The 23,436-nt window shown below is 64.5% G+C and carries 20 protein-coding genes; 16 read left to right on the top strand and 4 right to left on the bottom strand.

Going from position 1 to position 23,436, the window contains the following annotated elements:
- Window positions 1-48 precede the first annotated feature (48 nt).
- Complete coding sequence (gene mgtE, locus ACOJCM_RS04850; protein WP_445210932.1) at window positions 49-1,422, top strand: magnesium transporter; 1,374 nt, start codon at window positions 49-51, stop codon at window positions 1,420-1,422.
- Here mgtE and ACOJCM_RS04845 read toward each other — a convergent pair.
- A complete protein-coding gene (locus ACOJCM_RS04845) occupies window positions 1,419-2,591 on the bottom strand; it encodes a cation diffusion facilitator family transporter (protein ID WP_445210931.1) in 1,173 nt (390 codons plus the stop codon). The genes mgtE and ACOJCM_RS04845 overlap by 4 nt on opposite strands.
- 264 nt (window positions 2,592-2,855) lie before the next feature.
- On the opposite strand from ACOJCM_RS04845, the gene ACOJCM_RS04840 reads away from it, so the two are divergent.
- From ACOJCM_RS04840 to ACOJCM_RS04815, 6 genes are all read left to right on the top strand, one after another.
- A complete protein-coding gene (locus ACOJCM_RS04840; RefSeq protein ID WP_445210930.1) occupies window positions 2,856-3,668 on the top strand; it encodes an undecaprenyl-diphosphate phosphatase in 813 nt (270 codons plus the stop codon).
- 33 nt (window positions 3,669-3,701) lie between these two features.
- A complete protein-coding gene (locus ACOJCM_RS04835; RefSeq protein ID WP_445210929.1) occupies window positions 3,702-4,769 on the top strand; it encodes an FAD:protein FMN transferase in 1,068 nt (355 codons plus the stop codon).
- 102 nt (window positions 4,770-4,871) lie between these two features.
- Window positions 4,872-6,239: a bifunctional UDP-N-acetylglucosamine diphosphorylase/glucosamine-1-phosphate N-acetyltransferase GlmU gene (gene glmU / locus ACOJCM_RS04830; protein WP_445210928.1), complete on the top strand. Its 1,368-nt coding sequence runs from the start codon at window positions 4,872-4,874 to the stop codon at window positions 6,237-6,239.
- A gap of 21 nt (window positions 6,240-6,260) precedes the next feature.
- On the top strand, window positions 6,261-8,096 hold the full coding sequence (glmS, locus tag ACOJCM_RS04825; RefSeq protein ID WP_445210927.1) for a glutamine--fructose-6-phosphate transaminase (isomerizing): 1,836 nt from the start codon (window positions 6,261-6,263) through the stop codon (window positions 8,094-8,096).
- 9 nt (window positions 8,097-8,105) lie between these two features.
- Window positions 8,106-9,005 carry a DUF72 domain-containing protein gene (locus tag ACOJCM_RS04820; RefSeq protein WP_445210926.1) on the top strand — a complete coding sequence of 300 codons (900 nt, stop codon included), beginning with the start codon at window positions 8,106-8,108 and terminating at the stop codon, window positions 9,003-9,005.
- 159 nt (window positions 9,006-9,164) lie between these two features.
- Complete coding sequence (locus ACOJCM_RS04815; protein ID WP_445210925.1) at window positions 9,165-10,511, top strand: sodium-dependent transporter; 1,347 nt, start codon at window positions 9,165-9,167, stop codon at window positions 10,509-10,511.
- A gap of 66 nt (window positions 10,512-10,577) precedes the next feature.
- Here ACOJCM_RS04815 and ACOJCM_RS04810 read toward each other — a convergent pair whose 3' ends face one another.
- Window positions 10,578-10,778, bottom strand: coding sequence for a PA3496 family putative envelope integrity protein (locus ACOJCM_RS04810; RefSeq protein ID WP_445210924.1), 201 nt, complete (start codon window positions 10,776-10,778; stop codon window positions 10,578-10,580).
- Between the two features lie 184 nt (window positions 10,779-10,962).
- Between ACOJCM_RS04810 and hexR the strand changes: the two genes are divergently transcribed.
- The 3 genes from hexR to ACOJCM_RS04795 all read left to right on the top strand — a co-directional run bounded on the left by hexR (window position 10,963) and on the right by ACOJCM_RS04795 (window position 15,393).
- Window positions 10,963-11,826: a transcriptional regulator HexR gene (gene hexR, locus ACOJCM_RS04805; RefSeq protein WP_445210923.1), complete on the top strand. Its 864-nt coding sequence runs from the start codon at window positions 10,963-10,965 to the stop codon at window positions 11,824-11,826.
- 133 nt (window positions 11,827-11,959) lie between these two features.
- Window positions 11,960-14,167 (top strand): DNA helicase II, encoded by a 2,208-nt coding sequence (uvrD, locus tag ACOJCM_RS04800; protein ID WP_445210922.1) that lies wholly within the window; start codon window positions 11,960-11,962, stop codon window positions 14,165-14,167.
- Window positions 14,168-14,304: 137 nt separating this feature from the next.
- Complete coding sequence (locus ACOJCM_RS04795) at window positions 14,305-15,393, top strand: TRAP transporter substrate-binding protein (protein ID WP_445210921.1); 1,089 nt, start codon at window positions 14,305-14,307, stop codon at window positions 15,391-15,393.
- Between the two features lie 72 nt (window positions 15,394-15,465).
- On the opposite strand, the gene ACOJCM_RS04790 is transcribed toward ACOJCM_RS04795, so the two are convergent.
- Window positions 15,466-15,873, bottom strand: a complete 408-nt coding sequence (locus ACOJCM_RS04790; protein WP_445210920.1) for an acyl-CoA thioesterase — start codon at window positions 15,871-15,873, stop codon at window positions 15,466-15,468.
- Between the two features lie 149 nt (window positions 15,874-16,022).
- Between ACOJCM_RS04790 and ACOJCM_RS04785 the strand changes: the two genes are divergently transcribed.
- From ACOJCM_RS04785 to cysZ, 6 genes are read left to right on the top strand one after another with little or no spacing between them, the layout of a single operon-like run.
- A complete protein-coding gene (locus ACOJCM_RS04785) occupies window positions 16,023-16,985 on the top strand; it encodes a phosphate ABC transporter substrate-binding protein (RefSeq protein WP_445210919.1) in 963 nt (320 codons plus the stop codon).
- A 43-nt stretch (window positions 16,986-17,028) separates the two neighbouring features.
- Entirely contained in the window at window positions 17,029-18,162 is a 1,134-nt protein-coding gene (locus ACOJCM_RS04780) for an ABC transporter permease subunit (RefSeq protein WP_445210918.1), read from the top strand.
- Entirely contained in the window at window positions 18,159-19,736 is a 1,578-nt protein-coding gene (pstA, locus tag ACOJCM_RS04775; RefSeq protein WP_445210917.1) for a phosphate ABC transporter permease PstA, read from the top strand. The genes ACOJCM_RS04780 and pstA overlap by 4 nt, the downstream gene beginning before the upstream one ends.
- 17 nt (window positions 19,737-19,753) lie before the next feature.
- Entirely contained in the window at window positions 19,754-20,569 is an 816-nt protein-coding gene (gene pstB, locus ACOJCM_RS04770) for a phosphate ABC transporter ATP-binding protein PstB (protein ID WP_445210916.1), read from the top strand.
- A 35-nt stretch (window positions 20,570-20,604) separates the two neighbouring features.
- Window positions 20,605-21,333, top strand: a complete 729-nt coding sequence (phoU, locus tag ACOJCM_RS04765; protein WP_445210915.1) for a phosphate signaling complex protein PhoU — start codon at window positions 20,605-20,607, stop codon at window positions 21,331-21,333.
- Between the two features lie 15 nt (window positions 21,334-21,348).
- The gene (gene cysZ, locus ACOJCM_RS04760; RefSeq protein WP_445210914.1) at window positions 21,349-22,080 is read left to right on the top strand and encodes a sulfate transporter CysZ; all 732 of its coding nucleotides are present in this window, start codon (window positions 21,349-21,351) and stop codon (window positions 22,078-22,080) included.
- A gap of 12 nt (window positions 22,081-22,092) precedes the next feature.
- On the opposite strand, the gene phoR is transcribed toward cysZ, so the two are convergent.
- Window positions 22,093-23,436 carry a phosphate regulon sensor histidine kinase PhoR gene (gene phoR / locus ACOJCM_RS04755; RefSeq protein WP_445210913.1) on the bottom strand — a complete coding sequence of 448 codons (1,344 nt, stop codon included), beginning with the start codon at window positions 23,434-23,436 and terminating at the stop codon, window positions 22,093-22,095.

The following is a 23,436-nucleotide window of genomic DNA, read 5'->3' as shown; positions in this document are numbered from 1 at the left end:
CGCCACGCGGTGGCCAGATAGCCCCATGCGCGGTTCCAGGAGAGCGCCATGTCGTTGAGCGAACAGCTGCAGGAACACAAGGAAACCTTGATCCTCGCCGTCGAGCAGGAGGATCGCGAACGCCTCGACCAATGGCTGCCCGAGCTGCGTGCAGCGGACCTTTCCGAGATCTTGGAAGAGATGGCCGAGGAGGATGGGGACCTCCCCACCGTACTCAAGGTGCTCGACAGCCTGCCGCTGGAACGCCGGGCCAACGTGCTTGGCTATCTCACTGGCGAGGTCCAGATCGACGTCGCCGAAGCCATGCCGGACGAGTCGCTGCTCTCGGTACTCGAGGAGATGGGCTCGGATGAGCGTGCCGACCTGTTCAACCTGCTTGGCCAGGATCGGCAAGAGACGCTGCTCAGACGCATGGCGCGCCAGGAGCGCGAGGATCTCAAGCGCCTGGCGAGCTACGAGGAAGGCACCGCCGGGTCGATCATGACGTCGGACTACGTCGCCATCCCCAGCGGCATGACGGTATCCCAGGCGATGATGCGGGTACGCCAGACCGCTCCCGATGCCGAAACCGTCTATCAACTCTATATCATCGACCCGGAAGGCAAGCTGGCCGGGACCCTCTCGCTGCGCCAACTCATGGTGGCGCGCCCTGGGGCCCAGGTCGATGACCTGATGATCAAGGACGTGATCAGCGTACCGGTGGACGAGGCGCAGGAGGAGGTCGCGCGCCTGGTCGCTCGCTACGACATGCTGGCCGTGCCGGTCATCGATCACGACGAGCGTCTGGTGGGTATCGTTACCCACGACGATGCCATGGACGTCGCCGAGGAGGAGGCCACCGAGGATTTCCACAAGGGGATGTCCATCGGCCAGCTGGAGGATGGTGTCAGCCGGGTGCCGCTCTGGAGCCTCTATCGCAAGCGAGTCACCTGGCTGGTGCTGCTCGTGTTCGCCAATCTCTTCTCCGGGGCCGGTATCGCCTATTTCGAGGACACGATTGCCGCCCAGGTGGCGCTGGTATTCTTCCTGCCACTGCTGATCGGCAGTGGCGGCAACGCCGGCGCCCAGGCCGCCACGCTCACGGTGCGCGGCATGGCGACCGGCGACGTCGGCGTCAAGGACTGGGGCAAGCTGCTGGGCCGTGAGCTGCTGGTGGCCGGCGCCCTGGGGCTGACCATGGCGTTGGCGGTGGCGCCCATCGGCGTGATGCGCGGCGGGGAGGCGGTGGCCATGGTCGTGGCTACCAGTATGGTCACGATCGTGCTGTTCGGCAGCCTCTTGGGAATGTGCCTGCCGTTCGTCCTCAACCGAATCGGCTGGGACCCGGCGACTGCCTCGGCACCTCTGGTGACCACGGTCATCGACGCCTGTGGCGTGCTGATCTATTTCTCCATCGCCACGGCGGTGTTGGCTGGCCTCTAACGCATTGTGCTGGCGGCCCGGGTCACGAACAGCACCTCGACATGGCCCAGCCATGCGATGTCGCTGGCCTGGGCTTTCAGCTCGCTGGCCAGGCACTGGAGCGGCTGGTCGATCCGGTCGGCGATAATCAGCGAGACGGATACCTTGCCGTCCAGGTAGTGCAGCTGCAGGTCGGCCAGGTTGCGCCATACCGGATGGTAGTGCCAGCGCGCATCGAGGGCGGCGACGACTTCAGGCCTCAGGGGGAGCCCGGGGAAACGGCTGGGGTCGCCTTCGCCCTCATCGTCCTCGGGATCGACGTGAAAGGTGACATCGGTGAGGGCGGGGAACGTATGGCGCAGCCGCCGGCTCACTTCGTTGCCGATCTCGTGGGCCTCCGAGACGCTCACCGTGGGACCCACCACGATGTGAAGGTCCACCATGACCCAGCCGGCCGACTGACGCGTGCGCAGGTCGTGGACGCTTTCCACGCCCGGCACGCCGCAGGCGACTGCGTGCATGCGCTGCTGGGCATCGGCAGGCAGGGCGGTATCGACCAGCTCGCGCGCCGAATCCCACAGCAGATCCCAGCCCACCTTGCCCACCAGCAGGCCGACGATCACCGCAGCCACCGCGTCGAACCAGTCGATGCCGAACTGGGCGCCCACCAGGGCAACAAGCACGACCGCGGTGGAGAAGACGTCGGAGCGGGAGTGCCAGGCGTTGGCCTCGAGCAGCTTGGATTTCACCCGCTTGGCGACGCGCATGGTGTAGTGGAACAGTGCCTCCTTGATCAGCAGGGCGAGCAATGCCAGCAGCATGGCCCCGATGCCCGGCGCCGCCATCGGAACACCCGCGACCAGGCGCTGCAGACTCGACCAGGCAATGGCGCCGGCAATGAAGATCAACACGCTGCCCAGCAGCAGGGTGGCCAGCGTTTCGATGCGGCCGTGGCCGTATTGATGGTCCTGATCCGGTCCCTGGCGACCGTAGTGGGTGGCCGCCAGCACGAAACCGTCCGTGACCAGGTCGGAGAAGGAGTGAATGCCGTCGGCCACCAGGGCGGCCGAGCCGACCAGCGTGCCCACGGCAACCTTGGCACAACCCAGTACACCGTCCAGCCAGGCGGCCACGTAGGTGGCGCGCTTGGCATCGCGACTGTGCACGGCCATATCGGTCGTCGAGATCATGCTGCCATGGCTCCGTTGCCCGCTGCGCGATGGGTTCCCGGTACGCCTCTCGTCGGAGGCAAGCAAACGGTACCCCTTCATTTTCGCACCGACACCGACCCAGTTGAAGGGGCTCGCCAGGCGGCCCTCGGCGGCGTGGCCAAGCCAGGCAGCGGTGTCGCCAACCGGACACGGCGGACAAGCGGCGAGTGGGCGTGTATCCTCTTCGCGTCCTGACGCGCGTTGCCCAGGCTTCGCGCGTCCCTGCATTGAGGAGATCGCCAGATGGATTGGCTTCAGGTCGTCGTGCTGTCAGTGATTCAGGGTCTGACCGAGTTTCTTCCTATCTCGAGTTCGGCTCACCTCATCCTGGTACCCGTGCTGACTGACTGGAACGACCAGGGATTGGTCTTCGACGTGGCAATGCACCTGGGCAGCTTGCTGGCGGTCGTGTTCTATTTCCGTCATGACCTGAAGCGCATGGCAGCGAGCTGGTTCGTGTCCCTGCGAGCCGGCAAGCTGCGCGAGGGCAGCGACGATCCGGATGCCCGGCTGGCCTGGTGGGTGCTGCTGGCCACCATCCCGGTATGTGCGATCGGTTTCGCCCTGCATGACGTCATCGAGGTGAGCATGCGCTCGCCGATTCTGATCGGCGTCTCCCTGATCGGCTTCGGCCTGCTATTGAGTTATGCCGACTGGGGCAAGCGTGCGGGGCGAAGTGAATATCAACTCACCTTTCGCGATGCCATGTGGATCGGCCTGGCCCAGGCGCTGGCGCTGATTCCCGGGACGTCACGTTCCGGCATCACCATTACCGCGGCGCTGCTGTTGGGCATGAGCCGCGAGGGCGCAGCACGTTTCTCGTTCCTGCTGTCGATTCCGGTCACCGCCCTGGCGTCGGGTCTGGAGATCGTCGGTCTGGTAGAGGCACCAAAGGATATCGATTGGTTGGCGATGGCCGCGGGGGTCGTCCTGTCGGGGTTGAGTGCCTATCTGTGCATTCACTATTTCATTGCCTTCATCAAGAAGATCGGCATGCAGCCCTTCGTTGTCTATCGCATCGTGCTCGGCATATGGCTGCTGTGGATCTTCGGGTAGCCTTGCAACACTCTATCGAGGAGTCCTGTTACCATGAACTCTTTCCTGCGTCCTGCGTGGGCGATCGCACTATGCCTGGGGGTGCTGTTGGCCGGTTGCTCGGAGAGCGACCGCCCGCTGGAATCTCCGGTTCGTCTCGAGGGCGACATATTCGGTAGCTATTACCAGGTTACCGTTGCCGACAGCCTGACCCAGGGACAGGCGCGTGAACTCGAGAAAGGTCTGCTCGAGGTGCTCGAACAAGTGGATGCAGCCATGTCGGTCTATCGCGATGACTCGGAACTGATGGCCTTCAATCAGACGCCGGTCGGCGAATGGCAACCGCTATCCAACGAACTCATCGAGGTGCTCGCGATCAGCCAGTCGGTCGCCGAGGCGAGTAACGGTGCCTTCGACGTTACCCTCGGTGGGCTGATCAACCTCTGGAGTTTTGGCTCAGAAGCCCGCCCGCGAGAGGTGCCCGATGAAGACGACTTGCAGGCGCGGCTGGAGCAGGTCGGCCCCGACAGTATCGAAGTCGACGAGAACGCCATGCAGGCCCGGCGCGTGCGCGATGTGTTCGTCAACCTCGGTGGCGTGGCCAAGGGGCACGCCACCGACCGGGTCGCCGCCTATCTGGATGCCGAGGACATCGAACATTACCTGGTCAACCTGGGCGGTGACCTGATCGTGCGTGGCTATCGCGATACCGAGAGCGAGCCCTGGCGGATCGGTATCGAGGCCCCGCTGGACGATCGCCAGGAGGCCACCCATGTTGTTCCGCTGCACGATATCTCAGTGGCCACTTCCGGCGACTATCGCAACTACTTTGAAGAAGATGGCAAGCGCTTCTCGCATACCATCGACCCGCGCAGCGGCCGGCCCATCGAACACCGTGTGGCTTCGGTGACGGTAGCTCACCCCTCCAACGCCTGGGCCGATGCCTGGGCCACGGCGATGATGGTACTGGGTGAGGAGGGGTTGGCGCTGGCCAGGGAGCAGAACCTGAAAGTGCTGATGCTGGTTCGCGAGGACGAAGGCTGGAGCAGCGTGGCGAGCCCCGCCTTTGCCGATTTCCTGGGTGGAGAGCTGGGCGATGAGATGGGCCTGCAGGTGCGCTGAGTGCTACGTTGAGAACGGCGCGGGCAGGACGCATGATAAGAGGTCGGGCAAGACGCAGGACCCCGACGAACTGGAGCCAATCGATTTGACGAGGAGTCTTCGATGACCCTGGACGTAGTGATTCTAGCGGCCGGGCAGGGCACGCGGATGCGTTCAACCCTGCCCAAGGTCCTGCATCGCCTGGCTGGCAAGCCGATGGTTCGCCACGTGCTCGATACCGCGCAGAAGCTCGAAGCGGATCGTTTGCACGTGGTGGTCGGCCACGGTGCCGAACGGGTACGCGAGGCGCTGGGGGACTATCCCGTGCGCTTCGTGCTGCAGGCCGAGCAGAAGGGCACCGGCCATGCGGTGGGCCAGGCGCTGGAGGGTCTGGGAGAGGGAAAGGTCCTGGTGCTGTATGGTGACGTACCGCTGATACGGCGCGAAACCTTGACCACCCTGCTCGCCGAAGTCAGTGAATCACGCATGGCGCTGCTGACCGTGCAACTGGACGACCCGACCGGCTACGGTCGTATCGTGCGCAACGCAGCGGGCGAAGCGGTAGCCATCGTCGAACAGAAGGATGCCGCCGAGAGCGAACTGGCCATACGCGAATGCAATACCGGCATCATGGCCATGACGGCGGCTCAGCTCAGGCGCTGGTTACCGCGACTCTCTGCCGACAATGCCCAGGGCGAGTACTACTTGACCGATGTCATCGCCATGGCGGCCGCCGAGGGTGTCGCCATCGCCACCACCCAGCCCACTGATGCGGTGGAAGTGGAGGGCGTCAACAATCGGCAGCAGATGGCCCGTCTTGAGCGCGCCTACCAGGCACGCACCGCCACCGAACTCATGACTCATGGCGTGGCGCTGCTCGATCCGTCGCGCCTCGACGTGCGTGGTCGCCTGAGCTGCGGGCACGATGTGGAGATCGACGTCGGCTGCGTCTTCGAGGGCGATGTGGAGCTTGGCGAAGGCGTGCGTATCGGGCCCTACTGCCTGATCCGAGACTGCCATATCGGGGCCGAAACCGTCATTGAGAGTCATAGCGTGATCGACGGCACCGTGGCGGCGGGGCACAATCGTATCGGGCCATTTGCCCGGCTGCGTCCCGGGACTCGCCTGGCGGTGGGCGCCAAGGTGGGCAACTTCGTCGAGACCAAGAATGCCGAGGTGGGCGAGGGCAGCAAGATCAACCACCTGAGCTACGTGGGCGATGCCCGTCTGGGACGCGACGTTAACGTCGGGGCCGGCACCATCACCTGCAATTACGACGGCGCCAACAAGCACCGCACCGACATCGGCGATGCGGCATTCATTGGCTCCAACACCGCCCTGGTAGCACCGGTCAGCATCGGCCGCGGCGCCACCGTTGGCGCCGGCTCGACCATCAGCAAGGACGTGCCCGACAATGCGCTAGCCGTCTCGCGGGGAAAGCAGATCGCCAAGGCCGACTGGGTGCGACCGACCAAGAAGACCCGAGACTGACAACCAGCGCGAGGATTCGTCATGTGTGGAATCGTGGGTGCCGTTGCCGAACGCAACGTGGAAGGCATACTGCTCGAAGGGCTCCGGCGGTTGGAATACCGCGGCTACGACTCGGCCGGCATGGCCGTGCTCTCGGCTTCCGAAGGGCTTCAGCGCCGCCGGGCGCTGGGCAAGGTCGCCGCTCTCGAAGCCACACTCGAGGAAGCGGCCTTGCCGGGCCGCTGCGGTATCGCCCATACCCGCTGGGCCACCCATGGCAAACCCAGCGAAGAGAATGCCCATCCTCACCAGTCGGGCGAGCGGTTGGCGCTGGTCCACAACGGCATCATCGAGAACCACGAACCGCTGCGTGGTGAGCTCCAGAAGGATGGCTACGCCTTTACCTCGCAGACCGATACCGAGGTAGTGGCTCACTTGCTCGAGCGTGAGTATCGCCGCGGCGACGGCTTGTTGGCCGCCGTACAGCGCGGCCTGGCGCGCCTCGAGGGTGCCTATGCGCTGGCCGTGGTGCACGCCGACGAGCCCGACGTCGTCGTCGGCGCACGCAAGGGCAGCCCGCTGGTAGTGGGGGTGGGTATCGACGAAGCCTTCCTGGGCTCCGATCCGCTGGCGTTGCTCCAGGTTACCGATCGCTTCATCTATCTTGAGGAGGGCGACGTGGTGCGGCTCGCCGCCGGGGGCCGCATCGAGATATTCGATGCCCAGGGGCGTACCGTACAGCGCCCGGCACAGACCTTCGAGCACGGCGACGGCGCCGCGAGCAAGGGCGAATACCGGCACTACATGCTCAAGGAGATCTTCGAGCAGCCCGCAGTGATCGCCACGACCCTCGAGGGGCGCTTGGGAGAGCGTTCGGTGCCTGCCGAGTGCTTCGGCCCCGACGCCGAGGCATTGTTCCGGCGCGTCAAGCAGGTGCATATCGTCGCCTGCGGCACCAGCTATCACGCCGGCCTGGTGGCGCGCTACTGGCTGGAGCGCTATGCCGGCATTCCCGTACAGGTGGAAGTGGCCTCCGAGTATCGTTATCGCACCGTGGTGGTACCCGACGACACCCTGTTTGTCACCCTGTCGCAGTCCGGCGAGACCGCCGACACCCTAGCGGCACTGCGCTTCGCCCGCGAGCAGAGTTATCTCGCCAGCCTGGCGATCTGCAACGTGCCGGGAAGTTCGCTGGTTCGTGAATCCGACCTGACCCTGATGACCCGGGCCGGCCCCGAGATCGGTGTCGCCTCTACCAAGGCCTTCACCACCCAGCTCACCGCGCTGATGCTGCTGACACTGGCCCTGGGACGCGTCAAGGGGCTTGCCGTCGAGACCCAGGCCGACGTGGTCGGTGGCCTGCGTGCCCTGCCGCAGCTGATGAGTCGGGTGCTCGAACTGGACGAGGCTATCGAAGCGTTGTCGGCGGCATTCGCCGAGAAGCAGCATGCCCTGTTCCTGGGCCGTGGCGCACATTTCCCCATTGCGCTGGAGGGGGCGCTCAAGCTCAAGGAAATTTCCTATATCCACGCCGAGGCCTACCCTGCCGGTGAGCTGAAGCACGGCCCGTTGGCGCTGGTCGACAGTGAAATGCCGGTCATCTCCGTGGCTCCCAACGACGAACTGCTCGACAAGCTGAAATCCAACTTGCAGGAAGTCAGGGCGAGGGGCGGTGAACTTTATGTCTTCGCCGGCGAACGAGTGGGCATCGAGGAGCAGGCGGGTGTCTGTGTACTGCAGCTACCCCATGTGCACGATGCCCTGGCGCCGATCCTCTATACCGTGCCGCTGCAGCTGCTGAGCTATCACGTGGCGGTCCTCAAGGGAACCGACGTCGACCAGCCGCGTAACCTGGCCAAGTCGGTCACTGTCGAATAGAAGGTCGTCATGCGCGATGCGGTTGGTGGCCCTTCTGCCCTGCCTCCCGTGACACCCAAGTGTTATCTGGGTTTGCCCATGTGGGCCAATGCCGAATGGTGTGGCTCCCTCTACCCGCCCTATGGGGGGCAGGAGACGTGGCTGGCCGACTATGCTCGTGTCTTCACCGCCGTGGAAGGCAACACGACCTTCTATAGCGGTGCGCCCAGGCCGGAGACGGTGGCAGGCTGGTCGCGCCTGGCCCCCGAGCCTTTCCGCTTCTGCTTCAAGCTGCCGAGAACGCTGACCCACGAGCGTCGGCTACAGGGCATCGAGGAGGACTTCGATACCTTCCTCGAGGCGCTGGCCCCTCTTCATGATCGCCTGGGCCCGATGCTGGTCCAGCTGCCGCGCGATTTCTCTCCTGATGAACTGCCTCGGCTCGAAGCGCTGCTGATGCGCTGGCCGAGGGGGTTATCCTGTGCCGTTGAAGTGCGTCACCCCGAGTTTTTCCACAAGGGAACGGCCGAAACCGCCCTGAACCGCCTGTTGATAACTCATTGTGCTAATCGCATCATGCTCGATGTCCGTCCTCTTTTTTCGACCACGGCAGAGGGGAGCCCGGCACTAGCTCACGCACAGAGCGAAAAGCCAAGATGCCCATTACACGTGCTTTCCACGGGCGACAAGCCGATGGTTCGCTTTATCGGCCATCTTGACGAGTCGATCAACCGACGCTATTTCCAGCCTTGGATTGGGCAGCTCAAGCTGTGGATAAAACAGGGGAAAACCCCTTTTTTCTTTGTGCATACCGCCAACAATCGCCAGGCCCCGCAGCTGGCCAGGCGGCTCTATCAAGCGCTGGCCGACGAGGCGGGATTGCCTTCGCTCGGCGATTTCGCCGGAGAGCGACAAACCCAGCTCTTCTGAGCCGCGACGCCGAACGCAACCCTTCCCGATGACCGTCCTGCTGGCCTTCAAGCGTATGATCGGATAGATTTGCCGACATTCGAGCCAAAAACCCTCCAATCTTCTGTGGTTTTGCGCTTGAGACAGACCAACAACCGGATACACAACAATAGGTGGACCATGTCTAAACTCGTCCATGCACAGTGGTCATCGAAGATGACCTTCGTGCTCGCCGCCGCTGGCTCGGCCGTGGGGCTTGGCAACATCTGGCGCTTTTCCTACATGGTGGGAGACAACGGTGGCGCTGCCTTCGTACTCGTTTATCTCGCCTGTGTGGCGGTGGTCGGCCTTCCCGTGCTCGTCGCCGAGTGGCTCATCGGTCGGCGCGGGCAGAAGAACCCCATCAATTCCATGGCGGACCTTGCCGTCAAGAATGGCCAGCCCAAGGCCTGGGCGCTGGTGGGGGTCAGCGGGGTCTTGGCCGCCTTCCTCATCCTCTCCTTCTATAGCGTGATCGGTGGCTGGTCGCTCTCCTACACCCTTGGCTCGGTCACCGGGGCGTTCACCGGTCAGGATGCCGACGGGGTGGGCGCCATCTTCGAAGGGTTGCTGGGCAGTCCCGTCCTGCTGCTGATGTGGCATACGGCGTTCATGGTTCTGGTGGTGTGGATCGTGGCACGTGGCGTGACCAAGGGGCTGGAAGGCGCAGCGCGTACCATGATGCCGGCCTTGGTGGTACTCATGCTGGTGCTGGTGGGCTATGGCATGACGACAGGGCATTTCGGCGAGGCCCTAGCCTTCATGTTCCGACCCGACTGGAGCGCCCTCACGGGAGGAGTGGTACTGGCCGCCATGGGCCAGGCCTTCTTCACGCTGTCGCTGGGCATGGGCATCATGATGGCTTACGGCTCCTACCTGGGCGAGGACGTCAACCTGCTGGGCACCGCCCGCACGGTAATTATCCTCGATACCGTCATCGCCCTGTTGGCTGGCCTGGCCATCTTCCCCATCGTCTTTGCCAATGACCTGAGCGCCGGTGAAGGGCCGGGGTTGATCTTTGTCACGCTACCGCTGGCGTTCGGTAACATGACGGGCGGCATGCTGCTGGGCCTGATGTTCTTTTTGCTGTTGACCTTCGCTGCGCTGACCTCGGCCATTTCCCTGCTGGAGCCGGTGGTCGAGTTCGTCGAGGAGCGGACGCCGCTGTCGCGCGTGGTTGCGACCCTGGTTGGCGGCATAGCGGTCTGGCTGCTGGGCATCGCCGCGCTGATGTCGTTCAACGTATGGCCGGAGCCGGTGATGATGGGGCTCAACGTGTTCGACCTGCTGGATACCTTCACCAGCAAGATCCTGCTGCCGTTGACCGGGCTGGGGGCAATCGTCTTCGCGGGCTGGTGCCTGGAGCGCCGCAGCGTCGCGACCGAGCTGAACGTGACGGGAGGCAGCGAGCAGCTGTGGCATGTGGTGGCGCGCTACGTGGCACCACTGGGCGTACTGCTGGTCTTTCTCAACAGTCTGCTGGGATAAGCACATCGGCAAGCCCCGCTCGGCGGGGCTTGCCGTTGCCGGGCGACCTGCTGCTCGAGCGGGCGGTCAATGTGTTTCGTCGTCGTTCAGATCGGCGATGTTTCTTTCCAGCTGCTTGAATTCGTTATGAAGTTCTATGCCGCGGCGGGCGCGCAGATTGCGTTGAGCGGCGCTGCGGGAACGCTTCTCGTGCTCGTCGACGTTGATGCTCATGAAGATATCGAGAAGTTCGTTCTTGACGGAAGTGATCCGTTCGACCTTTCGCATGATCGACTCCTTCTTCTTCTGTGCCTGTCTTTCCACACAGCAAGATTCATTCACAGCATTTTTACTATACCCTACTTGACAAAAACATGACGAAGCAGTCCTTCCACGCTTTGGGGTGAAATTCCCCATGCACGGCGGTATCAGGCATACTGAACCACTGCGTTCTTCAACCAAGGAGTCCAGCGTGAGCCGCGCCCTGTTCGATGAAATGAGACGCCGCATGGAGCACTTTCGCCGCTCCGAGCAGAAAGTGGCGCGTTTCGTGCTGCGTAATCCCGATGAAGTGATCCACATGCGCATCGTCGACCTGGCCACCGAGGCCAAGGTCAGCGAGCCGACCGTGGTGCGCTTCTGCCGGGCACTGGGCTGTAACGGTTTCCAGGACTTCAAGCTCAAGCTGGCGCAGATGCTGGCGTCGGGCAGCCAGTTCGCCCAGTTCTCGATGAACGACGATGACTCGGTCGCGGAGTTCTCCCAGAGCATCTTCGACTCCACCGTGGGCACGCTGCTGTCGGTGCGCGACCGGCTCGACAACGATGCCTTGAGCCGGGCGATCCAGGCACTGGCCATGGCCAACCGGGTCGAATTCTACGGCTTCGGCGCTTCCGGCGCGGTGGCCTTCGACGCCCAGCACAAGTTCTTCCGCCTGCAGATTTCCACCGCCGCCTATGCCGACCCGCACATGCAGAACATGTCGGCGGTAACGCTCAAGGAGGGCGACGTGGTGGTGGCGATCTCCCAGACCGGCCGCACCCGCGCGCTGGTGGCCAGCGTGCGCCTGGCTCGCGAGGCCGGAGCCACGGTGATCGGCCTGTGCCCCAGCGGCTCGCCGCTGGCCGAGGAAGTGTCCCTGCCGCTCTACATCGATGTGCACGAGGATACCGAGATCTACACCCCGATGAGCTCGCGTATTGCCCACCTGGTACTGGTCGACGTACTCGCCGTGGGCGTGGCCAAGACCCGCGGACCGAAGCTCGCCGAGCAGCTCAAGGCAGTAAAGAAAAGCCTGACGCCGTTGCGGTTTCCGGAGCAGGAAGGCAAACCTTGAGGAAAGGCTGATGACTCAGCGCTTCCCTAGGCTAACAGGAGGCCTGGCCCCGCCTGCCGCCTGCGAGACGAGCCTCTTGATGGCGTCGATATGCTAAGCTGGGCGTTCATTTTCGAGCGGCAGTTCCCTTCCCATGGATGACGTCACGGCGATTCTCGATCAGTTGAACCCGGCCCAGCGCGAGGCGGTGAGCGCCCCCCAGGGCAACATGCTGGTGCTGGCCGGTGCCGGCTCGGGCAAGACCCGGGTACTGGTGCATCGCATCGCCTGGCTGATGCAGGCCGAGGGCCTGTCGCCCTACGCCGTGCTGGCGGTGACCTTCACCAATAAGGCCGCGCGCGAGATGCGCACCCGCCTCGAGGCGCTGCTCGGCCTGTCGCTGCGCAACGTCTGGGTCGGGACCTTTCACTCCATCGCTCACCGCCTGTTGCGTACCCATTGGCAGGATGCGCGGCTGCCGCAGCATTTCCAGATCATCGACTCCGACGATCAGTTGCGCCTGATCAAGCGCCTGCTCAAGGATCACCAGGTCGACGACGAGCGCTACCCGCCGCGCCAGGTACAGTATTTCATTTCAGGCTGCAAGGAGGAGGGGCTGCGCCCGCACCAGGTCGACGTTCACGGCGACGCCTACATGGCTCAGATGGTCGAGCTCTACGAGCGCTACCAGCTCACCTGCGAGCGCGGCGGCCTGGTCGACTTCGGCGAACTGCTGCTCAGAAGCCTGGAGCTTCTGCGAGACACACCGGCGTTGCTGGCCCACTATCAGGAACGCTTCGCCCACGTGCTGGTCGACGAATTCCAGGATACCAATACGCTGCAGTACGCCTGGCTCAAGCTGCTCACCGGCATGACGACGCCGATGACCGTGGTAGGGGACGACGACCAGTCGATCTACGGCTGGCGCGGGGCGCGAATCGAGAACATCCGCCGCTTCGAGCAGGAATTCCCGGCCACCCATACCGTGCGCCTGGAGCAGAACTACCGCTCCACCAGCGCGATTCTCGACGCCGCCAATGCCCTCATCAGCCACAATGCCGAGCGTATGGGCAAGGAGTTGTGGACGGCCGGTGCCCGGGGTGAACCGATCTCGGTCTATGCCGGGTTCAACGACCTCGACGAGGCGCGTTTCATCGTCGACTCCATCAAGGAGAAGGTCGACGAGGGCTACCGGCGCCGCGACGTGGCCATCCTTTACCGCTCCAACGCCCAGTCGCGGGTACTTGAGGAGACCCTGATCCGACAGGGCATGCCCTACCGCATCTACGGCGGCCAGCGCTTCTACGAGCGGCTCGAGATCAAGAACGCCCTGGCCTATCTGAGGCTGCTGCTCAATCGCGACGACGACGCTTCGCTCGAGCGCATCATCAACGTGCCGCCACGCGGGATCGGTACGCGCACGGTGGAGCAACTGCGTGAGCGTGCGCGTGGGGCCGGGGTATCGCTGTGGCAGGCGCTGCACGACGGTATCGCCGACGGCTCGCTCAAGGGCCGCGCCGGCAGCGCCGTCCAGGGCTTCGCCGACTTGGTCGAGCGGCTCGACAACGATACCTCCGGTATGTCGCTGCATGAAATCATCGCCCATGTGAACGAGGTTTCCGGCCTGATCGAACATCACCGCAGCGAAAAGGGCGAGAAGGGCCAGGCCCGGGTGGAGAACCTGGAGGAGCTGATCAATGCTGCCCGCGCCTTCACCCAGGGCGAATCCTTCGACCCGCCCGAGGTCGGCGAAGGCGCGGTGGCACTGGAGGCCTTTCTCGCCGAGGCGGCGCTCAACGCCGGCGAGCATGAGGCCGATGAATTCGAGGACAGCGTTCAGCTGATGACCCTGCATTCGGCCAAGGGGCTGGAGTTCCCGGTCGTGTTCATCGCCGGCGTGGAAGAGGGCCTCTTTCCGCACAAGATGTCGCTGGAGGAGCCGGGCCGCCTCGAGGAGGAGCGTCGCCTGTGCTATGTCGGCCTGACCCGGGCCATGCGCAAGCTCTACCTCACCCATGCCGAAATCCGCCGCCTGCATGGCAAGGAAACCTTCCAGCGGCCGTCGCGCTTCCTGCGTGAGATTCCGTCCGAGTACCTGGAGGAAGTTCGCCTGCGTGGCCAGATCTCGCGTCCGGTGACCGCTGCGCGCCCGGCGGTGGGACTGTCGCGCCAAACGTCGGTCGACCCCGGCGGCGACTTGCCCAGCCTGAGCCTGGGCCAGCGGGTGCATCACCCCGTTTTCGGCGAAGGGGTGATTCTCAACGCCGAAGGGGAGGGCGCACGTGCCCGGGTTCAGGTCAGCTTCGAAGGCGAGGGCGACAAATGGCTGGTCTTAGGGTTTGCCAAGCTCACTCCTTTGTAGCGAAGGGGAGGGGGTACGTTGAGGTTTACGTCGAAAGGTAGGCTTGCCGCTTAAATTACCATTAAGCATACTCACAAGCGGACACATCGCGCTTGATTAGACGCGACTCAGAACAACCACCCGGAGTCATGCCCGCCATGCAACGCCGTAAATTCCTCAAGTCCGTCGGCCTCGGTGCCGCCGGTGTCGCCGCCGCACCTTTCGTTTCCACTGCCAAGGCGCAGGAAACCATCACCTGGGATATGGTCACCTCCTGGCCGACCAACTTCCCGGCCCTGGGTACCGGTGCCAACGACTTCGCCAAGCGTATCGAGCAGCTCTCCAATGGCCGCATGCGCGTTCGCGTACACGGTGCAGGCGAACTGGTACCGCCGCTGGAGGTCTTCGACGCGGTTGCCGCCGGCACGGCCCAGATGGGCCATTCCGCCTCCTACTACTGGCGCGGCAAGGTGGCCGCCTCGCAGTTTTTTACCGCCGTACCGTTCGGCATGACCACGACCGAAACCAACGCCTGGCTCTACCATGGCGGTGGCCAGGAACTGTGGGACGAGGTTTACGCCAAGCATAACCTCAAGCCCTTCCCCGTCGGCAACACCGGGACTCAGCCCGGCGGCTGGTTCAAGAAGGAGATCAATTCGCTTGCCGATCTGCAGGGGATCAAGCTGCGCCTGCCAGGCCTGGCCGGTGAGGCGATGAACCGCATCGGCGTGACCACGGTGAACATGCCGGGCGGCGAGATCTTCACTTCCATGCAGACCGGCGTTCTGGATGCCGCCGACTGGGTCAGCCCCTATAACGACCTGGCCTTCGGCCTTCACCAGGTAGCGGACTTCTACTATACCTCCGCCTGGAACGAGCCGTCGGCGGTACTCGAGGGTACCGTCAACCTGGATGCCTGGAACGAACTGCCCGACGACCTGAAAGCGGTGGTGACCGAGGCGGCACGCGCCTCGAACCTGGCGATGATCAGTGAATTCGCCTACCGCAACGGTCAGGCACTCGAGACGCTGGTCGAGGAGCACGGCGTACAGCTGCGTCGCTTCCCCCAGGATGTCATGGAGGCGCTCTTCGAAGCCTCGCAGGAGGTCATCCGCGAGCAGGTCGAGAGCGACCCCGATTCGGCCAAGGTCTACGAATCCTACCAGACCTTCCAGCGGCTGGTACGACCCGCCACCGATACCGGCGAGTTCGACTACCTCAAGACCCGCGAGAACGTCGGCGCCTGATCGACGACTGCACCACAACGACGAGGGCGCCAGAATGCGCCCTCGTTCGGTTCAGGCGGGCGCGGCAACGTGTCAGCTTGGCTGGCGAACGGCGCGAATGCGGCCCTTGTCGTCGAGCGCCACCATCACGAAGCGGGCTTCGGTCACCTTATGCAGCTCGCTGGTCTCGCGTTCGTGAGGCTGGCGAATCCACACTTCCACGTCGATCTTGATCGAGCTGTGGCCGATCTCGCGCACGACGGTGAAGATGTTGACCATCGAACCGACGCGAACCGGACACAGGAAGTCCATGGTCTCGATGGCCACCGTGGCGGTTCGACCGTGCGCCTCGCGGCCCGCCGCCAGCTCGGCGGCCTGATCCATGTGGCGCACCAGCCAGCCTCCGGGTATATCGCCGTAGAGGTTGGTATCCTGTCGGTTGGCCAGCAGTTTGAGGGTAAGTTGCCCTTGAGGGGCGGGAACATCGTCGAGGTCGGTCATGGGATGTCGTAAGCTCGGCTTGTTGTTGTGGGCGGTAATATTGCGTCGCAGCGATTGCAGGCGGCCATCTTATACGCCCAGGCTTACCCTCACCAGCGCTGCGACAAGCTGTCATTCGCGTTTTTCACACTCGTACACGAGGAGCCGGCATGATCCCCTTTGCTCACGCGTTTGGCTGGTGCAGGCTACGGCAAGGATGCCTGGGTGTGCTGCTGGCGCTTGCGGTGGCGACAGCCCAGGGTGAGGAGCCGGTCGGTACCCTGGGGATCGTGGGCTCCGACACCATGGCCGGGATGATGCTGCGCTGGGGCGAGCAGCTTGGCGAGCAGCATCCCGGTATTCGCCTGCAGCTGCAGGCCAGCGGTTCGGCCAGCGCACCGCCGGCGCTGTCGGCCGGTACCACCCGGCTCGGACCCATGTCGCGTCCCATGAACGAAGCAGAGCGTCGAGCCTTCGCCCGGCGCCACGGCTATGCCCCGGTAGAAGTGGAAGTGGCAAGGGATGCCCTGACGGTCGTCGTGCATCGCCACAATGCGCTGGAGTCGCTGAGTCTGGAGGAGGTCGATGCCATCTTCTCGTCCACGCGTCGCTGTGGTGGTGCGGAGGAGATCACGCGCTGGGAGCAACTGGGCGTTCCTGGCCGCGCGGGGCGTATCGAGCTGCACGGACGCAATCCCGCCTCCGGCAGCTATGGCCTGTTTCGTCAATTGGCCCTGTGCGGTGGGGATTACCGTCCGCGGCTCAACGAACACCCCGGCTCGGCTGCCGTCGTGGCGGCGGTAACGGAGAGCCGCGAGGCGATCGGCTACGCCGGCCTCAACCATCTGACGGCCGGGGTGAAGCCACTGCCGATCGAGGACGCCGACAGCCGGCTGCGCCATCCGCAAGCCGAGCAGGTTCGTCGCGGTGTCTACCCACTGAGCCGTTCGCTGTATCTTTACCTCAACCTGCCCCCGGGCGAGTCGCTCGTCGGACCGGAGCGGGCACTGCTCGACCTGATCCTCTCGCCCCTGGGCCAAAGGACGGTGACCGAATTCGGCTTCGTGGCGTTGTCGAAATCGACCCTGTCGGCTCAGCGTCAGCGCCTGGGTCTCGACTCCATTATGCCGTGACGCTGTCACGCAACTGTCATCACGCCGTTATAGGCTGTCGTTCATGATAGAACCCTCCCGCCTCTCCTCTCCCTTTCGATCTCCCTGGCGCCGACGGCTCGATCGGCTGGCCACGGGATTGATTGCAGCTGGCGGTATCGGCGTGATCCTGGCCGTCATGGCCATCGGCGCCTTTCTCGCCGTGGAGGTGATGCCGGCGCTGTTCGAGGGCGTGCTGGCGTGGGAACGGATTCACGCATCGCTTAGCCCGATGGCCTGGGGCACGCTGAAAGCGGCTGTTTGGGGCATGGTCTTTGCCGTTCCCCTGGCGCTGGGAGCCGCCATCCACTCCGCGATGTTCATGTCGCAGCGCCTGCGTGGCCGCATGAAGCCCACCCTGGAGATGATGGAGGCAATGCCGGGCGTGGTGGTCGGCTTTTTTGCCGGCCTGGTGCTGGCTCCCTGGGTGGATCGCCACCTGACAGGTTTCCTGATGCTTCTTCTCGTGCTGCCCCTGGCGGTGCTACTCGCGGCCGGCATCTGGCGCCGGCTTCGTTCCGGCTGGCGCCGGCATCTCTCTCTGGCACGCGCCGGGCTGTGGCTCGTCCCCTGGCTGCTGCTGGTGTCGCTGGCGACCTTCTCGCTGTCGCCCGGATTCGAAGCGTTGCTGTTCGATGGCGACCTGCGAACCTGGCTGGACCGCGAGCTGGGCCTCGACTATGCCTCGCGCAATGCCATCCTGGTTGGCCTGGCCATGGGGTTTGCCGTGATGCCCAGCGTCTTTGCCCTGGCCGAAGATGCCTTGTCCGGTGTACCGGGCCGCCTCGGCGAGGGCGCGCACGCGCTGGGGGCAACGCGTTGGCAAACCCTGTGGCGGGTCGTCCTGCCGGCAGCCTCGCCCGGCATCTTTGCCGCCGTGATGATCGGTACCGGGCGTGCGGTCGGCGAAACCATGATCGTACTGATGGCCAGCGGCAATACTGCGTTGATGAGCCTGAACCCCTTCGAGGGCATGCGCACCATGGCGGCGGGCATCGCCGTCGGGCTTCCCGAGGCCGTCCCCGGCAGCGAGGATTACCTGTTGCTGATGTTGGCCGCACTGCTGCTGTTCGTGTTCACCTTTCTGGTCAATACCCTGGCGGAGGTGGTGAGAAGCCGCTTGAAGCGGCGCTATCGCTGGCTGGGTGGGGCAGCATGAGCGGGGGGCCGCAGGTCAGTGCCTGGAAGCCTTTCTCGCGCCGGCACCTGCCGCGCTCAGAGGGCGCCTGGGCCTGGCTGGCTGCCGGTAGCGTAGCGATATCTCTGCTGCTGCTGGGTGGGTTGCTGTTCATCATTGCCGTGCGCGGGCTGGGACACTTCTGGCCCGCGTCGGTGGCATTGATCGAATGGGAGGACGGTCGCCTGTTCGCCGGCCGGGCGGTGCGAGAACTGCCGCTGGAGGAAGGTGGGCGCGAACGGCTCTATTTTACCGGCAATCGCGATCTCGACGGCCAGGTCTGGCACTGGCTGCCGGTGGACGCCATCGTGTCGAGCGAGCGCCCGCGGGACCTGGTGGTACTGGAGCGGCAGCGTCAGGGCGAATTCATCGGTCGCCTGGTCGCGGTGGGCGAGGCCCAGTCGCCGTCTACGAACTCGCCGGAAACCGCCTGGGCCCGCCTGCAGGCGCGGCTGGTTGCGCTGGAGCAATTACGCGACGAGCGCGAACGGCTGCGGCGCGAGCGGCTGCGACCCTTGATCCGTCAACTGGATGCCGACCCCGATGATGCCGAGGCCCGGCAGGCCTTGGCCGAGGCCAACGCCCGGGTGCGTGACCTCCAGGGTGCCATGCGTAGCCAGGTGGCGGTTCTCGAAAGTGTCGACGGGCGGCGGCTGGTCCAGCCGCTCGACGAGGTGCTGCGCGCCTGGCGGCCCAACGCCATGTCACCGTTCGACAAACTCACGGCCTGGGCGCGTGGGGTCTGGCGCTTCCTCGCCGAGGGCCCCCGCGACGGCAATACCGCCGGTGGCGTGTGGCCGGCCATCTTCGGCACCGTGCTCATGGTGCTGCTGATGTCCGTGCTGGTGACACCCTTCGGCGTACTGGCCGCCGTCTACCTCAGCGAGGTGGCTCATCAGGGACGGCTGACGAACCTGGTGCGTATCGCGGTACGCAACCTGGCCGGCGTGCCCTCGATCGTCTATGGCGTATTCGGCCTCGGGGTTTTCGTCTACGGCATCGGGGGGTCGCTGGATGAGTGGTTCTTCAGCGACTCGCTGCCATCCCCCACCTTCGGTACCGGGGGGTTGCTCTGGGCCTCGCTGACGCTGGCGCTGCTGACCCTGCCGGTGGTGATCGTGGCCACCGAAGAGGGCCTGGCACGCATTCCGGTGCAGCAGCGCGAGGGCGCCCTGGCGCTGGGTGCCACGCGGCTGGAGACCCTGACCCGGGTAGTACTGCCGATGGCAATACCGGCCATGCTCACCGGGGTGATCCTGGCCGTCGCTCGCGCCGCCGGTGAAGTGGCGCCGTTGATGCTGGTCGGCGTGGCCAAGTTGGCCCCCCAGGTGCCGGTGGACGCCGAGTTTCCTTTCCTGCATCTTGATCGCAAGTTCATGCATCTGGGCTATCACATCTACGACACGGCCTTTCACGGCAATGATGTCCAGGCAGCGCTGCCGCTGGTCTATGCGACGGCGCTGTTGTTGGTCCTGGTGGTCCTGGCGCTTAACCTGACTGCCATATTGGTGCGTCATTATTTCCGCGCGCGTCACGGCGTGCAGCCGCGTCCATGAGGAGGGTACGCACCCCGATGACCATGCCGCCCCGATTCCAGCCGTCCGCCTCGGGCTCGATCATCGATTTCGCTCCCGAAGCCAGCTGCTTTCAGATCGAGGGGCTGAGCCTGGCCTATGCGGGCAAGACCGCGCTGCGGGACATTTCGCTGCGCGTACCTCGACACCGAGTCACGGCGTTCATCGGGCCTTCGGGCTGCGGCAAGTCCACGCTGCTGCGCGTGCTCAATCGCCTGCACGACCTGAACGAGGAGGCAAGTCATGAGGGGCGGGTGCTGCTGGAGGGACAGGACATTCACGCGCCCGACGTTGCCGTGGATGAACTGCGTCGCCGCGTTGGCATGGTGTTCCAGGTACCCAACCCTTTTCCCATGTCGATCTACGAAAACGTGGCGTTCGGCCTGCGCCTGCAGGGCGGGCTGACGCGCCGACGCATGGACGACATCGTCGAGTGGGCACTGGATGCCGCGGCCCTGTGGGACGAGGTGAAGGATCGCCTGCGCGCCTCGGCCTGGTCGCTCTCCGGTGGACAGCAGCAGCGTCTGGTGATTGCCCGCTCTTTGGCGGTGCGCCCCGAAGTGCTGCTGCTCGACGAACCGGCCTCGGCGCTGGACCCGATCTCGACGCTCAAGATCGAGGAGTTGATTCGCGGCCTCAAGTCGCAGCTGACCCTCATCCTGGTCACCCACAACATGCAACAGGCGGCGCGGGTTTCCGACTACACCGCCTTCCTGCAGGGCGGGGAACTGGTGGAGTACGCCCCCACCGATACCCTGTTCACCAACCCCAGCCTGCGCAGTACCGAGAACTACATTACCGGGCGCATGACTTGAACGAAACGAGGTCGGGCGGCCTCGAGGAGAGAACGATGGACATCACCAGCGATACCCATAGCCAGCACATTTCGCGCCAGTTCAACCAGGAGCTGGAGGCTCTCAAGACCCACCTGATGACCATGGGTGGGCTGGTCGAGCAACAGGTGCAGGAAGCCATACAGGCGCTGCTCGAGAGCGACAGCCGCCTGGCCGAAAAAGTGCGCGACCGCGACCGCGACGTCAACGCCATGCAGCTGAACATCGACGACGAGTGCACTCGGATCCTGGCCCGGCGCCAGCCGGCGGCCTCCGACCTGCGCCTGGTGCTGGCGGTAATTCGTGCCACCGCCGACCTCGAGCGGATCGGTGACGAAGCGAGCAAGATCGCGCGAAATGCCCTGACCCTCATCGATGGCGGCAGCAGCGTGCGCGGTTTGATCGAGGTGCGCCATATCAGCGAGCACGTGCGGCGCATGCTGCGTGACGCCCTGACCGCCTTCGCCCGCTTCGACACCGAGCTGGCCCTGCAAGTGGTGCACGAGGACGACTCGGTGGACGACGAGTACGGCAGCGCCATGCGTTCACTGATGACCTTCATGATGGAGGACAGCCGTGCCATCGGCCCGGTGCTCAACGTGATGTGGATCTTGCGTGCGCTGGAGCGGGTCGGCGATCATGCCGACAACCTCGCCGAATACGTCATCTACCTGGTCAAGGGGCTCGACATCCGCCACATGCACCCGGATCAGATCGACGAGGACGCCTTGACACGCAAGGAGTAGCAAAAGAGGACTGGGATGTTGGACGCCTTAACGGCATTGAACCGCGGGACGCGACTGGTCTACGGTCGCGGCCTGCGTCGCTATGTTTACGCCCCGATCGCCGTCAACCTGGCGGTATATTCGGTCATGCTCTATTACGTGGTCAGTCACTTCGGCGGATGGCTGGCGAGCTGGATGGCCATGGTGCCGGCCTGGCTCGGCTGGTTGGAATGGCTGATCTGGCCGTTGTTCGTCATCAGCCTGATACTGATCGTATTCTTCACTTTCACCCTGGTATCACACCTGATCGCCGCGCCTTTCTACGGTTTCCTGGCGGCCAAGGTGGAAATCCAGGCCACCGGCCGGCCGCCCCTCGACGATCGAGGCCTGGCGCGTACGGCAGTGGACGCCCTGGGGCGCGAGCTGGTCAAGCTCGGCTACATCCTGCCGCGGGCGCTGGCATTGCTGGTCGTCAGCTGGATACCCACGCTCAATGTCGTCGCACCGTTGCTTTGGGCCCTGTTCTCGGCCTGGATCATGGCGATCACCTATCTCGACTATCCCATGGACAACAACAAGGTGAGTTTCGCCGACATGCGCCGTCGGCTCGCCTCGCGCCAATGGCAGACGCTCACCTTCGGCGGCTGGGTAACGCTGATCACCTGGATCCCGCTGGCTAACCTGTTCCTGCTACCTGGCGCCGTGGCCGGTGCCGTACTGATGTGGGACCGCCACTATCGTGGACAGCGTGACATCGCACCGACCTGAGTCGTCGCTTCCTTACTCGGCCGGTCGGTTGAGAGCCGTCTGGCCCGCGGTTGGGCCAACGGCCCTTGCATCGATCACCAGACGCGAGGCAGGGAAGACGCAGCGGAAGAGGGCGCCGCGTTCGGGATGGGATTCGATTTCCAGGTACGCGTCGTGGCGCAGCAATACGTGCTTGACGATAGCCAGCCCCAGCCCGGTACCGCCGGTTTCGCTGCTGCGCCCCTTGTCGACCCGGTAGAAGCGTTCGGTGAGCCGCGGAATATGCACCGGATCGATGCCGTCGCCGTCGTCCTCGACCTCCAGGCAGGCACCCTTGGGATGCGTTTTCCAGCGCAGCACGATGTGGCTGCCCTCCGGCGTGTAACGCACCGCGTTGGATGCCAGATTGGACAGTGCACTGTGAATCTCGCTGTCGCTGCCGAGCAGGCGACGGTTATCCACGACCTCTATGCGGATCTGCTGGCGGCCTGCCGACAGCGCCTCGGCGTCGCGGCGTACCTCCTCGAGTAGCGTGCCCATGGGCAGCGGCAGATGATCCTCGCCGCCGCGATCGATCTCCAGCCGCGACAGCAACAGCAGGTCGTTGACCAGATTCTGCATGCGGATGGTTTGCTCTTGCATACGGGTCAGCCCTTGAGCGAGCCGCGACGGGAGTTGATCGGCATAGGTGGCGTAGGTCTCGAGGTAGCCCGCCAGTACGGTCAACGGCGTTCTCAGCTCGTGGGAGACGTTGGCGACGAAGTCGCGGCGCATCTCCTCCAGGCGGTGCAGGCGGGTGATGTCGCGCGCCATCACCAGGCGCTCGTCGTCGCCATAGAGTGTGATCTGGAACTGCAGCACCTGACGTTCTTCCACCGGCGAGGGCAGCGTCAACGGTTCGCGATAGTCGCAAGCATTGAAGTAGGCGACGAAGCGGGGGTCGCGCACCAGGTTGGTGATGTGCTGGCCGCGGTCGTGGACCGCCTTGAGCCCCAGCATGCGCTCGGCGGCGCTGTTCCACCACTCCAGGTCGCCGCGCTGGTCGAGCATGACCACGCTGTCGCGCATTGCCTCGGAAGACTCCTGGATACGCTTGAGGGTCGCCTGCAGGCGATGCTGCGTATGGCGCTGGCCCTTCTGGTAGCGGTAGAGCCGGTCGAACAGTTCGCCCCACAGGCCGGTGGCCGCGGGAGGCTCACTGTGGGGATGGCGGGTCAGCCAGCGGCGCAGGGCATGGAGCTGGCGCAGGTGGTAGACCAGGCGCACGATAAGCCCCGCGGCAAGCCCGAGTCCGGGGGCTCCCAGCAGCCAGCCGACCAGGCTGCCGGCAACGGCTAGCAGGCCGAGGTGCCAGAGTTCATGACGCCAGGGGCCCAC

It is taken from the genome of Billgrantia hypersalina (assembly GCF_052584175.1).
The sequence above is the reverse complement of the archived record's forward strand: the minus strand, read 5'-3'. Positions and strand labels throughout refer to the sequence as shown.